This window comes from Novosphingobium sp. Chol11 (assembly GCF_945870625.1).
Taxonomy (GTDB): Bacteria; Pseudomonadota; Alphaproteobacteria; order Sphingomonadales; family Sphingomonadaceae; genus Novosphingobium.
Genome location: NZ_CAMBTS010000001.1, coordinates 47340 through 62488, shown reverse-complemented (window position 1 = coordinate 62488; position 15149 = coordinate 47340). Strand labels below are relative to the sequence as shown.

12 protein-coding genes are annotated in these 15149 nt (G+C 62.2%); 4 read left to right on the top strand and 8 right to left on the bottom strand.

What is annotated here, in order from left to right:
* Positions 1-5: 5 nt before the first annotated feature.
* From Q0O40_RS00235 to Q0O40_RS00225, 3 genes are read right to left on the bottom strand one after another with little or no spacing between them, the layout of a single operon-like run.
* Positions 6-1466, bottom strand: a complete 1461-nt coding sequence (locus tag Q0O40_RS00235; protein WP_295524718.1) for an NAD(P)/FAD-dependent oxidoreductase — start codon at positions 1464-1466, stop codon at positions 6-8.
* Position 1467: 1 nt separating this feature from the next.
* Positions 1468-2739: a cystathionine gamma-synthase family protein gene (locus Q0O40_RS00230; protein ID WP_295524716.1), complete on the bottom strand. Its 1272-nt coding sequence runs from the start codon at positions 2737-2739 to the stop codon at positions 1468-1470.
* Positions 2726-3940, bottom strand: coding sequence for an aromatic ring-hydroxylating dioxygenase subunit alpha (locus Q0O40_RS00225; protein WP_295524713.1), 1215 nt, complete (start codon positions 3938-3940; stop codon positions 2726-2728). The genes Q0O40_RS00230 and Q0O40_RS00225 overlap by 14 nt, the downstream gene beginning before the upstream one ends.
* A gap of 436 nt (positions 3941-4376) precedes the next feature.
* On the opposite strand from Q0O40_RS00225, the gene Q0O40_RS00220 reads away from it, so the two are divergent.
* Genes Q0O40_RS00220 through Q0O40_RS00205 form a run of 4 tightly spaced genes read left to right on the top strand, consistent with a single transcriptional unit; the run spans position 4377 to position 9955 of the window.
* Positions 4377-5714 (top strand): MFS transporter, encoded by a 1338-nt coding sequence (locus tag Q0O40_RS00220; protein WP_295524711.1) that lies wholly within the window; start codon positions 4377-4379, stop codon positions 5712-5714.
* The gene (locus tag Q0O40_RS00215; protein ID WP_295524709.1) at positions 5683-7134 is read left to right on the top strand and encodes an aldehyde dehydrogenase family protein; all 1452 of its coding nucleotides are present in this window, start codon (positions 5683-5685) and stop codon (positions 7132-7134) included. The genes Q0O40_RS00220 and Q0O40_RS00215 overlap by 32 nt, the downstream gene beginning before the upstream one ends.
* Positions 7131-8318: a mandelate racemase/muconate lactonizing enzyme family protein gene (locus tag Q0O40_RS00210; RefSeq protein WP_295524706.1), complete on the top strand. Its 1188-nt coding sequence runs from the start codon at positions 7131-7133 to the stop codon at positions 8316-8318. Before Q0O40_RS00215 ends, Q0O40_RS00210 begins: the two co-directional genes overlap by 4 nt.
* Positions 8319-8326: 8 nt before the next feature.
* Positions 8327-9955: a GMC family oxidoreductase gene (locus Q0O40_RS00205; protein WP_295524703.1), complete on the top strand. Its 1629-nt coding sequence runs from the start codon at positions 8327-8329 to the stop codon at positions 9953-9955.
* A 143-nt stretch (positions 9956-10098) separates the two neighbouring features.
* Here Q0O40_RS00205 and Q0O40_RS00200 read toward each other — a convergent pair whose 3' ends face one another.
* The 5 genes from Q0O40_RS00200 to Q0O40_RS00180 all read right to left on the bottom strand — a co-directional run bounded on the left by Q0O40_RS00200 (position 10099) and on the right by Q0O40_RS00180 (position 15113).
* Entirely contained in the window at positions 10099-11052 is a 954-nt protein-coding gene (locus Q0O40_RS00200) for an NAD(P)-dependent oxidoreductase (protein WP_295524700.1), read from the bottom strand.
* Between the two features lie 16 nt (positions 11053-11068).
* On the bottom strand, positions 11069-12148 hold the full coding sequence (locus Q0O40_RS00195; RefSeq protein WP_295524697.1) for an alcohol dehydrogenase family protein: 1080 nt from the start codon (positions 12146-12148) through the stop codon (positions 11069-11071).
* A gap of 5 nt (positions 12149-12153) precedes the next feature.
* Positions 12154-12882 (bottom strand): class II aldolase/adducin family protein, encoded by a 729-nt coding sequence (locus tag Q0O40_RS00190; protein ID WP_295524695.1) that lies wholly within the window; start codon positions 12880-12882, stop codon positions 12154-12156.
* Positions 12879-13997, bottom strand: a complete 1119-nt coding sequence (locus Q0O40_RS00185; RefSeq protein ID WP_295524693.1) for a TauD/TfdA family dioxygenase — start codon at positions 13995-13997, stop codon at positions 12879-12881. The genes Q0O40_RS00190 and Q0O40_RS00185 overlap by 4 nt, the downstream gene beginning before the upstream one ends.
* 159 nt (positions 13998-14156) lie before the next feature.
* Positions 14157-15113 (bottom strand): LysR family transcriptional regulator, encoded by a 957-nt coding sequence (locus tag Q0O40_RS00180; RefSeq protein ID WP_295524690.1) that lies wholly within the window; start codon positions 15111-15113, stop codon positions 14157-14159.
* Positions 15114-15149: the final 36 nt, after the last annotated feature.

Below are 15149 nucleotides of genomic sequence, written 5' to 3'. Positions count from 1 at the left end.
CGCGCTCACAGGCTCATGTTCCCGGAAATCATGTCCTGATGCACCTTTTCGCGCGGCGTGCCGATGTCGCGGTAGGGCGTCCACTGGGTGGGAATGCCAAACCACACATCCCAGCCCGCGCGCATGGTGGGGTCTTCATCCCAATCGGCGAGCACTTTAAGCGGGATCGGGCGAACCGGCGCACGGTGCGAGGCGAGCGGAATGGTGCCAAACGGCTTGTTCGATTCCAGCGCCAGGATCATCGCCACCTGATCGCGGCAGCGGCGGCCCTGGCACACGCCCATGCCCGCGCGGGTCAGCCGCTTGATCTGGTCCTGATTGGCTGGGCCATCGCCAAGCAGGCTTTCGAGCGAGCGCGCCGCCATCGGGTCCGGGCGCGACAGATAGTTCGGCGGCTGCACTCCGATAAGATCGGCGCGGGTCACTTCTTCGCACTGGCAGACGATGGTATCGGGCTTGCTCAGCGCGCCCAGCGCCTGCGCCCAATCCATCCGGTAAGCCACATGGTCAAACCCGGTATCGGCAAGGCCCGCGCAATCGCCGACAAAGCTCACGCCCTCCTCGATGCCCGGCACATAGCCGCCGCGCATCCCATCCAGAGTGCGCGCGCCGCCCATCGCATCGACCAATTCGATGGCAGGCACCGTGCCAAAGGCAAGGCAGATTGTATCGCAGTCAATGGCAGCGCCGGAGCGCAGCACTGCGCCCGATACGCCGTCGAGCCCGCCCTTGGCCTCCGCAATCGCGTCATTAAGGAAAAACGGGATCTGCGCCTGCTCCAGCGCGCTGACCAGCTCGGCCCGGCCCTGTGGGCACCCACGCACTTCGACCAGACCTGCGACATCGATGCCCTTGTCGCGCGCGAGCAACGCAGTTTCGAGCGCGAGATCGTGGCTACCGATGAATAACACCCGCTTGCCCGCAAACGCTTCATAGCGCGCCAGCAGCATGGTCAGCGCCGCCGCGCCCATCACACCGGGCTGGTTCCAGCCGGGAAAACCGATAGCCAGATCGCGCGCGCCGGTCGCCATCACAAGGTGATCGAAGCCGACCATCCAGGCGCGGCTGGCATCGGCCAGGCCGACCACGCGCTCGGGCAACGCGGCCATCCCCGGTCCATTGCGGTAGACGCCCCACGCGCACGTACCCAAGAGCACTTCCACGCCCGCCTCCATCGCGGCTTCGAGCGCGGGCTCGGTCACGAACACGGTTTCGACCATGCGCTCGGGGTTCAGTGTGGCAGTGGTCATCCGCCCGCCAAACATCAGCGGCACGTCGTTGCCCATCATCGCGCCGGGCACAGGATGCTCATCGATCAGCAGCACCGACTTGCCCTTGCCCGAGCTGGCCATCGCCGCTGCGATGCCGGCCGGGCCAGCGCCGATCACGACCAGATCATAGCGCTGCGATGGCGCTGGAAACCTGCCATTGATGGCGGATTCATCGATTCCGTTATTTGCGTGCATTTCAAACCGCCTCAAGCGCTTGGCGCAGATCTGCAATCAGATCGTCGGGATGTTCCAGTCCTACCGAAAGCCGCATCGTGCCATCGGTGATCCCGCCTGCCAGCCGCATCTCGCGCGGCACGGCATAATGCGTGGTGGTCGCCGAATGGCAGATCAGTGTTTCGGAGCCGCCGAGGCTGACCGCCAATTTCAACAACCGCAGGTGATCGAGCATGCGAAACGATTCCGCCTCGCCGCCATGGAGATGGAACGAGAAGGTCGATCCAGCGCCCTTGCATTGCCGGTCATAGACTTCGCGCCGCCGCGACCCTTCGGGCAGAAAGCCGAGATACGTGACCCCGGCGACCTTGGGATGATCGCGCAAGAATTCGGCCACGAGCCGCGCGTTGCTCATCGCGCGCTCGATCCGCACCGAAGCCGATTCAAGGCTGCGCACGACCAGCCACGATGTAAATGGATCGAGATGATTGCCCCACGTGGTGCGCAAAGTGCGAAGTTGATGGATCAGATCGGTTCGCCCGCTGATGCCGCCCGCCAGCAAATCGCTGTGCCCGGCGCAATATTTGGTCAGAGAAGTCATACACAGGTCCACGCCGTGCTCGATCGGGCGCTGGGCAAACGGGCCGAGCAATGTGTTGTCCACCACCACCAGCGGCCGCTTGCCCGTCCGCGTGCCAACTTCGTCGGCCACCGCTACCATCAAATCAAGATCGACAATCGCGGCAGTCGGATTGGCCGGAGTTTCGGCGACGATGAGCGCCAGCGGCCCCTTCGCCAGCGCCGCATCGGCGGCCTTGCGCACACCTTCAGGGTCGGTCCCATCAAGGTAATTTTCGAAATGCAGGCCAAATTGCGGCATCACCTGCGAATAAAGCATATCAACGCCGCCATAGATCGGCCGGCCATAGAGCACGCTCTCGCCGGGGCGGACGAATGCCAGCGCGATTGAAGAATGCGCGGCCATGCCGCTCGAAAAAGCAGCCGCCGCCTCTGCGCCATCAATCGCCGCCAGCCGCGTTTCCAGAATATCGAGGCCGGGATGCCCGAGCCGCGAATAAATGTGGTTGCTTATCCCCACCAAAGGGCCTTCTGCATCGAAGAATGCGCGGTGGACGTCCTTGGCATGCTGAGCCGACGGGTAGATGAAAGTCGAGGTCAGATAGACCGGCGGCTTGACCGCGCCCATGGCCGTCTGCGGGTCGAAGCCAAAGGCCACGGCCAGCGTTTCGGGGCGATATGGTCCGGGGTTATCCCCAGAGTTATCCTTGGCCATGAGTCTCGACAAATTTGCGTGCGGTCTCAACGTACCAGTCGGTAAAGCGCAGCGCCAGCATCTCGGCATCACGCGAGTATGGCCCCGGGGTGTAACCCGGGCTGTTCACGCCAAGCTGGTTGTTTTCGGCCAATTCCTTGTCCTGCAAATTGGTGCGGGTCCATAGGTCTGACAGGCTTTCGATCGTGTAGTCCACGCCTTCCACCGCATCCTTGTGCACGATCCACTTGCCCGTAACATGGGTCTCGCAGGGGGAAACTGGCATCGCGCTGAACATGAAGGTGTGATCGGCCACCGAATGCATGAAGCAGTGCGGATCGACCGCCAACCGCATCGAGCCGACATAGCCGCCATTGAGATCGGTCATCAGCTTTTTGACGACATGCTGACCATCCATCGAAAGCGAGACCACATCGCGGTTCAGCGAGAACCGCGCCAATTGCCACCAGCTGCCCTCGAGGGCCTCGGTGGCGAGGCCGCAGGCCTGCATCTCGTCGAGAAACGCCTGCGCACGCGCATCGTCAGCCACGTCGAAATGCTTCGACATGCCCACCGGAAAAGTGCGCGAAAGCTCAGGGTGGCCGGTCGCGCAATGATAACACTCGCGGCCGTTTTCCATCACCAGCTTCCAGTTCGCTGATTCGGAAATGGTGCTCTGGAAGGCCAGCTTGCCATCTTTGAGATTGGCGGGCACCAGATAGGTTTCCAGCTTTGCCGCAAAATCGGAGAATGGCGGCGGGTTGTCCGAAAAGCAGATAAACATCGCACCCGCGACCAGCTCGATCCGCACCGGGTGAAGCCCGTGCTCGTCTTTCTCGAAATCATCGCCCATGCGCATCGCGGAGAGCAACGAGCCGTCAAGCTCGTACGTCCAGCGGTGATAAGGGCACACCAGTTTGGGTGAGGAGCCACTTCCCGGGGGGCAGATCATCGAGCCGCGATGGCGGCAGCTGTTATGAAACGCGCGGATCTCGCCGTCTTTGCCGCGCACGATCAGCAACGGCCACTTGCCGTACATCTGCGAGAGATAACTGCCGGGCCTTGGCAATTCGCACTCGAAGCCGGCCATCAGCCAGCTGGTGCCAAAAATCGCCTCTTGATCAAACGCAAATGCGTCGAGGCCATTGTACAGCCCTTGCGGCAGGCAATGGCCTTCGCGCCGTTGGGCGAGGAGTGCGCCAATTCGGCTAAAATCGTTCATGTCGTTGGTCCAATGCAATCCTGATCGCGGAGGTGAACCAACGGGCGGTGCGCTTCCAATCGGATTTCAGCATGAACCCATGGCAAAATAACAATTTGAGAGCACAAAAGTTGCTTATGGTGCGCATTTGGATGTTAGCCGCGCAGGCGGGTTTCGCTGAATTTTCGGCGTAAGTCGCGCAAATCGGCCATTTGCGCCATGGCGCTGCGAATGGGCAGTACCCCTCCGCAGTTGCATAGAGTGGGCTTATTGCCGCGCTAAGTGGCTGCTAATGCATCGCAGCAAGCGTTCCGCAATCGCTTCGCCTTTGCCACCGCGCGCTTGACTATTGCGGCCTGCCGTTCAAGCAAGGGAACAGCGAATGTTATTCGCCGGACCGGGAGGTTCATGCCGCAAGGCCTGAAACAGGTACCGTAACAGAACAGGACTTCAAGGTATGGCGGGTATCGGCACGGCAAATGACGTCCCGGCGGGCGAAGCATCCGCCTCGGTTGCGCTGCGCTGGTATGTGTTGATGATCATGATGCTGGCCTACACGATCAACATCGCCGATCGCTACGTCATGTCCACCGTGCTCGAGGAAATCCGGCTCGAGCTAAATCTCAGTGATGGCGGCGTCGCCTTCCTCACCGGCGTCTCACTGGCGCTGTTCTATGTCACCATGGGCATCCCGCTATCGTGGATCGCCGACCGCTCGAACCGGCGCAATCTCCTCGCGGTGTCGATCACGCTATGGTCGCTGATGACCACGCTGTGCGGCCTGTCGCGCAGCTATACGACCTTGCTGCTCGCGCGCATGGGGGTTGGTATCGGCGAAGCGGGCGGAACGCCTTCGTGCACGTCGATCATCTGCGATTACTTTCCGGCCGCGCGCCGCCCGATGGCGATGACGATCTTCTGCCTCGGCGCACCGATCGGCGCATGGCTCGGCGCGGACATGGCAGGCGCAGTCGCGCATGCATATGGCTGGCGGGCGGCCTTCCTCGTGCTCGGCATTCCGGGCGTCTTTCTTGCTCTGCTCATCATGGCGACCATCAAAGAGCCGAAGCGCGGTCAGCTTGACGCGGTCGATACCGATAAATCGCCAACGCTCGGCGAAACCCTGCGCTTCTGCCTCAGCCAGCGCGCCGCAGTGCATGTGATGATGGGCAGCGGGGTTTCGGCGCTGTGGGGTTGGGGGCTGATGTGGTTCACGCCAACATTCCTCCAGCGCACGTACAATCTTGACGTCGGCGCAGCGGGCGGCATCGTCGGCCCGATTCATCTGGTCATGGGCATCGGCGCTTCGCTGCTCACCGCTTGGCTGCTGGGGCGGCCGTCCTATGTCGATCCGCGCAGAATTGTTTACCTGTTGGGCGGGGTAACGGTGGCTGCCACAATCCCCTCGATCCTGGCATTTTACACCAATTCCCTGACCATCGCGACGATCTCGCTCTGGCTCTTCATCCCCGGCATCTATTTCTATATCGGCCCTGCCTTCGCGCTGGGCCAAAACCTCGCACCGCCCAAGATGCGCGCGATGTTCAGTGCCATCGCGCTGCTCGTCGCCAACGTGTTCAACCTGATTGTCGCGCCGCAAGGCGTCGGCATGCTCAGCGATTACTTCGCCGGCCCCGCCGGGCCAGACGCCGCCTCGCTGCGTTCGGCCCTGCTCATCCTCGCGCCGACCGGCTTCTGGGCCGCGTTCCACTATTTCATGGCTGCGAAGTACATCGTAGCTGATCAGAAACGAGCCATTGGTTATGTCGACGAACTCCCCCGTGCAGTTGCTTAAGTCCTACATCGGCGGTGAATGGACGCTGCCCGCCACTTCAAGCGAAATCTTCGAAGCCATCAATCCGGCAACCGAGGACGTCTGCGCGCAAGTTGCCTTGTGCGGCCCGGACGATGCCGACCGGGCGGTGCGCGCCGCGCATGCCGCCTTCGGTGGCTTTGCCGCGCTCACCCTTGATGAACGGATCGCGCTCACCGAAAAGCTGATCGCGGTGTTCGAAGCACGCTATGACGAAATGGTCACCGCGATCACCACCGAAATGGGCGCGCCGCTCGATCTCTCGCGCGATGCGCAGGCCGAATGCGGACCCGGCCATTTGCGCGAGACGATCACCGCGGCGCGCGCGATGGCATGGGAAAAGCCGATGGGCGGCCATGCCATGCTGGTGCACGAGCCAGTAGGCGTGTGCGTGCTGATCACCCCGTGGAATTGGCCGATCAACCAGCTCGCCGCGAAGATCGGCCCCGCGCTGATTGCAGGCTGCACGATGGTGCTCAAGCCCAGCGAAATCGCCCCGCTCTCGGCGCAGCTTTTCGCCGAGTTCATCGATGCGGCGGGCTTTCCCGCAGGCGTGTTCAACATGGTCCACGGCACCGGCGCCGGGATCGGCGATGCGCTGACCGGGCATCCGCTGGTCGAGATGGTCTCGTTCACCGGATCGACCCGTGCGGGCGTCCATGTTGCCAAGACGGCGGCCGAGACGGTTAAGCGCGTCTCGCAAGAGCTGGGGGGCAAATCGGCCAACATCGTCTTTGCCGACGCCGATCTGCCCAAAGCGATCGCGCGCGGGGTGCGCCATTGCTTCGAGAACGCTGGCCAATCGTGCAACGCGCCGACCCGCATGTTGGTCGAAGCCTCGGTTTATGACGAAGCGGTCGCGCTCGCAGCTGCGGCTGCGGACAAGATCAAGGTCGGCGATCCGCGTGAGCCGGGCAAGCACATCGGCCCTGTGGTCAGCAAAGTCCATTTCGCCAAGATCCAGCGTTTGATCGAGGCGGGCATTGCCGAAGGCGCGCGCGTGGTCGCGGGCGGTCCGGGCAAGCCCGAAGGCTTCGAGCAGGGCTATTTCGTGAAGCCCACCGTGTTTGCCGATGTGACCAACCAGATGACGGTGGCGCAGGAGGAGATTTTCGGGCCTGTGCTGGTCATGATCCCCTTTGCCGACGAGGCGGAAGCCATCGCGATTGCCAACGACAGCCCCTATGGTCTGGCAGGTTATGTCCAGAGCGACGATCTCGACAAAGCGCGGCGCGTCGCGCGGCTGGTGCGCGCAGGCAGCGTGCACATCAATGGCGCGGGTCAGGATTATGGTTCGCCGTTCGGCGGCTACAAGCAATCGGGCAACGGGCGCGAATGGGGCGAATTTGGCCTGCATGACTTCCTCGAAGTCAAGGTCGTGAACGGCTTCCGCGCATCATGAAGCTTGCCGATATCGAGACATTCGTGGTCGGCAATCCGCCGCCACATTTCGGCGGGCGCTATTTCGTTTTCGTCAAACTGACCACGGACGATGGCATCTCGGGGATCGGCGAGGCCTATTGCGTGCCGTTTTCGCCGCATCTGGTTGCCAAGATGATCGAGGACGTGTTTGCGCGTTACGCCGCCGGCATCGATCCGCACAATATCGAAGCGCTGTGGCGGCGGGTCTATTCCAGCGCGTTTACCCAGCATCCCGATCTCTCGCTGATGGGCGTGCTGAGCGCGCTTGAAATGGCGTGCTGGGACATCGTCGGCAAGGCAGCCAATCAGCCGGTCTACAAGCTGCTCGGCGGGCAAGTACACGAGCGGCTCCGCTCCTACACTTACATTTATCCGCGCCCCGGCGATCAAACCGACGTTTATCACGACCCCGATCTCGCGGCCATCCGCGCCGCCGAGTATCTGGATATGGGTTTTACCGCGCTCAAGTTCGATCCTGCCGGGCCCTACACCGCGTTTGACGGGCGCCAATTGTCATTGGAAGCGCTGGAGTTGAGCGAGCGTTTTGCGCGGACCTTGCGCGAAGCGGTGGGCACCAAGGCCGATCTCCTGTTCGGAACGCATGGCCAGATGACCGCTGCCGGCGCAATCCGTCTGGCCAAGCGGCTAGAGCCCTATGACCCGCTTTGGCTCGAAGAACCCGTTCCCCCCGATGCGCCCGAAGAAATGGCCAAAGTCGCGCGCGCGACCAGCATTCCTATCGCGACGGGCGAACGTCTGACCACCAAGTATGACTTTGCCCGTCTGATCGAAGCAGGCAGCGCCGCCATTCTCCAAATGAACCTTGGCCGCGTGGGGGGGCTTCTGGAGGCCAAGAAGATCGCCGGCATGGCCGAGGCGCGCCATATCCAGATCGCGCCGCATCTCTATTGCGGCCCGGTCGTCGGCGCGGCCAATGTCCAGCTGGCGACGTGTTCGCCCAATTTCCTCATCCTTGAAAGCATCGAGGAATGGGGCGGTTTTCACAGCGATATCCTGAAAACCCCGATGCAGTTCGAGCAGGGCCATGTCATTCCGCCCACCGCGCCCGGGCTGGGCGTCGAGCTGAACGAAGAAGTGGCGCGCGCCAATCCCTACACAGGCACGATGCTGCATCTCGAGATGACGCAGCACCCGGTTCACTGAGGCTCAAAATGGACACCGAAGAAGCCGATTACGTCATCGTTGGCGCGGGCACGGCTGGCTGCGTGGTGGCCAGCCGCCTGACCGAAAACGCAGACGTCAAAGTCGCGCTCCTTGAAGCGGGCGGATCGGACATGTCGATCTGGATTCAGCTGCCGATCGGCTATGGCCGGACGTTTTTCGATCCCAAGATCAACTGGATGTTCGATACTCAGCCGATTGCGGCGCTGGGCGGGCGCAGCAGCTATTGGCCGCGGGGCAAAGTAATCGGCGGATCGGGCTCGATCAATGCCATGGTCCATGTGCGCGGCTTTCCGCATGATTTTGAGGATTGGCGCGCGGCAGGCAACATCGGCTGGAGCTGGGACGACGTGCTGCCCTTTTTCATTCGCACGGAAGATCATGATCTGGGCCCGAGCGACCGGCACGGCCGGGGCGGACCACAACACGTGACCGACATCAGCCGCCATGTACATCCCTTGTGCGACTGGTTTTTGAGCACGGGCCGCGAAATGGGTTTTCCCGAAACGCGCGATTTCAATGGTCCGGCAGGCGAAGGCTTCGGCATCTATCAGATCAACACGCGCGGCGGCTGGCGCGCCTCGACTGCCAACGCCTACCTCTGGCCCGCGCGCCGCCGCGCCAATCTTAAATTGATGAAGCATACACAGGCCACCCGCGTGCTGATCGAAAATGGCCGCGCGGTCGGTGTCGCGTACCGACAAGGCAAGCGCGAGAAGGTGATTCGCGCGCGCCGCGAGGTGATCCTGTGCGCAGGCGCGATTGGCTCTCCGCATCTGCTACAGCATTCGGGCATCGGCGATGGGGAAACCTTGCGCCAGCAAGGTATCGCGGTGGTGCATCACAATCCAGCGGTCGGACAAAACCTGCAGGATCACCTTGCCGTCAGCTATTTCTATCGCACCTCAGTGCCGACCTTGAACAACGAGCTGGGCCCCTTTCGCGGCAAGGCTTGGGCGGCCTTGCATTATCTTTTCAACCGGCACGGGCCACTCTCGATGAGCGTCAACCAGGCCGGCGGCTTTGTGCGCTCGTCGCCCGATTTGGCCCGGCCTGACTTGCAGCTTTACTTCAGCCCGGTGAGCTACACCAAGACCCCGCTCGCATCGCGGCGGCTGCTCAATCCCGATCCTTTCCCTGCGTTTCTGCTTTCGTTCAACAGCTGCCGACCGACCAGCAGGGGGCACCTCGCGATTGCTTCACCCGATCCCTTTGCCAAGCCTGCCATCCACCCAAACTATTTGGCCACCGAACAGGATGTGGCCGAAGCGCGCGCTGGGGTTCGCCTGCTGCGCCAGATTGCGCAAAGCCGCCCGCTCTCAGAAGTGATCACCGAGGAGCTTGTGCCGGGCACGCAATGCGCCGACGAGGACAGCCTGCTAGAAGATTTTCGCGCCCGCGCCGACACGGTCTACCACCCCACCTCGACCTGCATGATGGGGACCGACCCAGCGCGCAGCGTGGTCGACAACCAGCTGCGCGTGCATGGCATCGCAGATCTGCGGGTGATTGACGCCTCGATCTTTCCCTCGATCACCTCCGGCAATGTCAACGCGCCCACGGTCATGGTCGCCGAAAAGGGCGCAGCCCTGATCCGCGCAGCGGCGCAGGTCAGTTAGAGCTTAACGCTCAAAGTTTCCGCCACAACCCCAGCATACCCTGAGCCTGTCAAAGGGTACTCACGCAACCGCTGCGCCAACACGCCTCGACAGGCTCAGCATGAGCGCATCTTGAAAAAAGGGCTTCAGCAGCGGTGGGCCGTTTACCGGCGCGGCACCACTTCGTAGCCTGGCTCTTCGGGCTCGTCGTCCACCATCTGCTCGGGAAAGCCCGTGCCCAGCACTTTAACGCCGACTGGCTCTTCGTAGCGGCGGATGATGTTGGGCGAGTTTTCGCGCGAGCCGTAGGAGGCCTCGCCCTCCTTGAACAGGCGCACGATCAGCGGCGACATTTCGACTGGCACGCCGGTTTCCTGCGCGATCTTGTCGAACAGGCCGACGTCCTTGGAGACGAGGTCCATCGTGAAGTTGATGTCGCGGCTACCGTTCAAGATCACCTGCGATTCCGTTTCGTGAACAAAGCTGTTGCCCGACGAAATGCGGATCGCCTCGTAAGTCGTGTTCATGTCCAAACCCACCGCCTTGCACACGGTCAGCGCCTCGGCGAGCGCGACGAGGTGCGCGGTGCACAGGAAATTGGTCATGACTTTGAGCTGCGAGGCGGTGCCCCAATCGCCGGTGTGCAGCACGCGGCGGCCCAAAGTGGTGAGTACGGGAAGCACCCGCTCGAACCCTTCGCGCGGGCCGGCGGCGAAGATCGAGATGTTGCCGGTGTCAGCACGGTGGCACCCGCCCGAAACCGGGCATTCCATGAACAGGCCGCCGCGCGCTTCGACCAGCGGTCCGAGCCGCAGCACTTCAGCATAGTCGGTCGTGCTCATCTCCATCCACACCTGCCCTGGGCGCATCACCTGCAAGAACCCGTCCTCGCCCTCGGCTACGGCGGCGCTCGCGGCGGGGGACGGCAGGCAGGTGATGATCACATCCACCGCTTCGCCCAACGCCCGCGGGCTATCGGCGGAGGCCGCGCCGCGCGCGACATATTCGGCCACCAGCCCGGCATCGAGATCGCGCACGGTGACATCATGGCCGTTGCGGATCAGGCTCCCGGCCAGCTTGCCGCCAACGTTGCCAAGGCCGATAAATCCGATTTTCATGAGAAGGAGCTTTCTTTCAGGGGATGAGGACGATTTTGCCGACATGCTGTTTGGTCAGGAAGGCGCGCTGCGCCTCGACAATCTGCGCCAATGGCCATGTCGCGGATACCAGAGGGTGGATCTCGCCGCGCTCTATATAGCCGACGAGGTTTGGAAATACCTCTGGTTCGAGGATCGTGCACCCCAGCAAAGTGAGGTCTTTAAGGTATAGCGTGCGCAAGTCGAGTTCGACAATCGGCCCGGAAATCGCCCCTGCTGCGGCATAGCGCCCGCCGCGCTTCAAGACCTGGAACAGCGCGGGAAAGCCTGCGCCGCCAACGATGTCGATCACCACGTCGAAATGATCCGGCCCGAATATGGCTGCCAGATCGGCATCGCGCGGCAAGACTTGCGCCGCGCCCAATGCGAGCACAGCGTCGGCTTTGTCAGCGCTCGCTAAGGCAACGATGCTGGAGCCCCGCCGCTGCGCCAGTTGGACTGCTGCCGACCCTACCCCGCCCGAAGCGCCGGTGATCAGCACGCGCTCACCGTCGGCCAGCCTGGCTCTGGTCAGCATATTCTCCGCAGCCGAATAGGCGCAGGGAAACGAGGCAAGTTCGGCATCGCTGAGCGCCGACTCGATCCGGTGCGCATGGATCGCGGGCACACGCGCAAACTCTGCAAACGCGCCATCGACTTCCGAGCCGAAATAGGTTGCCTCAAACCGGCTTGCCCCGCGAAACACTGGCTCGACCAGCACGCGCTCGCCGATCCGCGCGGGGTCCACCCCTGGCCCCGCCGCCACGATCCGGCCGCAGGCATCGGTCCCCTGAATGCGCGGGAATTGCGGCAAATTTCCGGCCCAGCCCGAATCCTCGGTCCGCGCCTCGGCGAAGCCATCGCTGCCGCCAGCCTCGGTCGCGGCGACGACAGACTTTGAATACCAGGCAGTGCGCGTGTTGATATCGGTGTTATTAACCCCCGCCGCGCCCACGCGGATCAGCACAGCGCCCGGGCCCGGGACCGGCACGGCCACATCGCTGCGGATATCCAGCTTGTCGAAGCCGCCATTGCCGGTCATGAGCACGGCGGTCATGGTGGCAGGAATGCCGGTCATGCGCGTCAGTTCAGCGCGCCGAGCGTCGATTTGAGATAATCGAAATGGGCAAAGGCCATGCCTTTGTAGTCGTCCCACCCTTGCGCGGTTTTCTCGGCAATCTCGTCAGATAGCACATTGAGTGGCTTACCCGAGGCGTAGGCCAGCATCAGTGTCTGCGCCGCGCGCTCGAAGAAATAGAGATCCTCGAACGCTTCGGCCACCGTGTCGCCGATGCAAGTCAGGCCGTGGTTGCCCATCATCAGCGTTTTGTAATTGCCCAGCGAGGCGGCAAGCCGGGCACCTTCGGCAGCCTCGTCGGCGATCCCGCCAAACTCCAGATCCATGCCGACGCGATTAAAGAACCGCGCGGTGTTGTTGTCGAGCGGCAGGAGTGAGGGATCGCGCAAAGTCGCCAGCGCGGTGGTATAAGGCGGATGGCAATGCAGGATCACCCGCGCCCTCGTACATTCGCGATGGATCGCACCGTGGATGGTCCATGCAGATGCATCGGGTGCATCGCTACGCGTCATCACATCGGCATCGCCAGCATCGAGCAGCATCAGATCATCGGGACGGATCGAGGCAAAGTGCTGCCACTTGCGGTTCAGCAAAAAACGCCGACCATCGTCAGAGACCGCCGCGCTGAAATGATTGCCCACCGATTCATGCCAGCCAAAATGTGCGGTCAGCCGAAAGGCCGCCGCCAGATCGACGCGAAGCTGGTGCAGCGCTTCGCCGTCAAGATCGCTCATGCGAAGCGGCCTTTGCTGGTGAGCGCGCGATACGTGCTGCGCATCTCGCCGCGATCGGCATAAGTGCCGCGCAGATAGCGATCACCACTGGTCGCCGAATAAGCCGAGCGGCCATGGACGATGCGGTGGTTGTCGAACACGATGCATTCGCCCGCCGCAATCCGGAACCGCATGAGGTATTTGTCGGCCTGCAACATCCGCCCGAAACGGCAGAACGCCGGGTAATAACGGTCCATGAAGTGCTGCGGCAGATCGAACACATCGGCCATATGCTGGCTGATGGTTACGCCTGACACATCGCCGTTTTCGTCAAGCTCGATCACCCGCTGGCGGGCGCGGACATCCTGATTGTCGTGCTCGAAGTAGAACGGCACGGCAGTTTCGGAGAGCAGCTTGAAGTCTTCTGGAAACTGTTCGCGCAGATCATTGGCCACCGCCAGCCCATCAAGGAACAGGTTTTCGCCGCCTTCAACGCTGTTGGCGCGGCAATGCAGGAACTGCACGCCGGGGGCGAGGTCTTCGGCCGGCACATCGGTGTGCAGCTCCAGCGCCTTGGCGGTGTAAGCGAGATTGGTCGGCGCGATATGCGTGCGCACATCGAAATAGTCGCCGAAGAACGTGGGGCGGACCTGCCCCATCAATTTCACCAGATCGGTCAACGCCTGATCGCTGTCGGGCATCTCGGTGACGAGCGACACGCCTTCGACCAGCATGGCGCGCAGCCACTGCGCCACCAGCTGGCGATCAGCCATCAGGTCGGCATGGGCAAAGCGGGCCATCTTCGGGTAATGATCGCCATACCACGAGACACGCTTCAGTTCGGCCGGATCAGCGCGGCGTTCGCCCTTGCTGTAGCTTTCCAGCCAGCCAAGCGGATAGCGGCTGGTGTGATTTTCGCCCGACCAGACAATTTCCAGCGCGCCATTGGCGACGTGCGCGGAAGATGGATGGGGCGGCTGCGCGAGATGAAAGATATCGAACACCCGCTCGCGCGTTTCGGGATCGAACGAGGTCGAGCAATTGTCGCGCAGCCAATAATGATTGAAATAGGCCAATTCGCCGCTGGGCAGCGCAACCTCAAGGCCCTTGTCCTTGACCGTAACCGGGGATGTCATGAGATTCATAGTTACACCCGCTCAAAATGACGAAATCGGGGTCTGTGATGGCAGACCCGCGATGGCCAATAAGTTTAGCCCTTTTCGATCTCTCATTCAGCCCATGAAATAAATTAATGTATAATATTCACTTCGGTAATGCCCTGGGTGCCTGCCGGATCAGGTCAGCGCAATCAGGTCTTTAGCCCATGGCAGCTGTTCGAGAACGGGCGGCAGGCTGTGCTCGCGGATCACTTCGCCTGCCAGCGCTGCGGTGCGCACAGCCAGATCGCCCAGCTCACCCGCGCGGCTCACGACCTGTATCCGCCGGGAAAAGCGTGCGCGCGGCAGGGGCTCGACCCGCAGATCAGGGATGACCTCGGGCATGGCGGCAAGGCACAGCAGCGAAGTAATGCTCCAGCCAATCCCGTGCGTTACCGAGTTGAGCTGCTGGTGAATGCTTTCCACCTCGATCACATTGGGCAGCCTCAGCCGCATCCGCAGAAGCTGACTTTCGATCCGCTGTCCCATCCCGGTCTCCAGCGAATACCGCACGAACGGAAGGCCTTGAATGGCTTCGATATCATCGGCCAAGCCGCGATAATCCTTAGGAAACACCAGCAGGAACGGATCATCGAGCACATCATGATGCTCGATCCCCTCGTGCTTTTCGAGCGCGCTGCTGCCGGTCACGAGCATGTCGCAGCGCCGCGCGAGGAAATCCTGCTGTTGACTAAGCGAAATTCCCGATCGCACGCGCCAGCGCCCAACTTTCGGCCCAAGCTGCACAAGGAGCGGCGCAGTGAGGAGGATCGCGGCCGTTTCCGACATGCCGACGGTGACTTTGTCGATCGGCTGGTTGGCGCCTTCGCGCACCTCGTCAACCACAGCGCGCGCGCTGGCCAGAAGGCGCGTCGCCCGCTCATAAAGCGCGCGCCCCGCAGGCGTGAGCCCCAAGGGCCGCAGCGCCCGGTCGAACAGCACCGTGCCGATCCCCTGTTCAAGCCGCGCGATGGTTTGCGAAACCGCCGATTGGGTGATGCGCAGTTGCTGCGCGCTCGCGGTCATCCCGCCCAGATCGACAGTCAGGACGAACACTTCGAGCGCATGGAAATCGAATTCGGGAGGCAGTTGCATCAGCGTGTTCCATAACCATGGGCGGAAGCCTATATT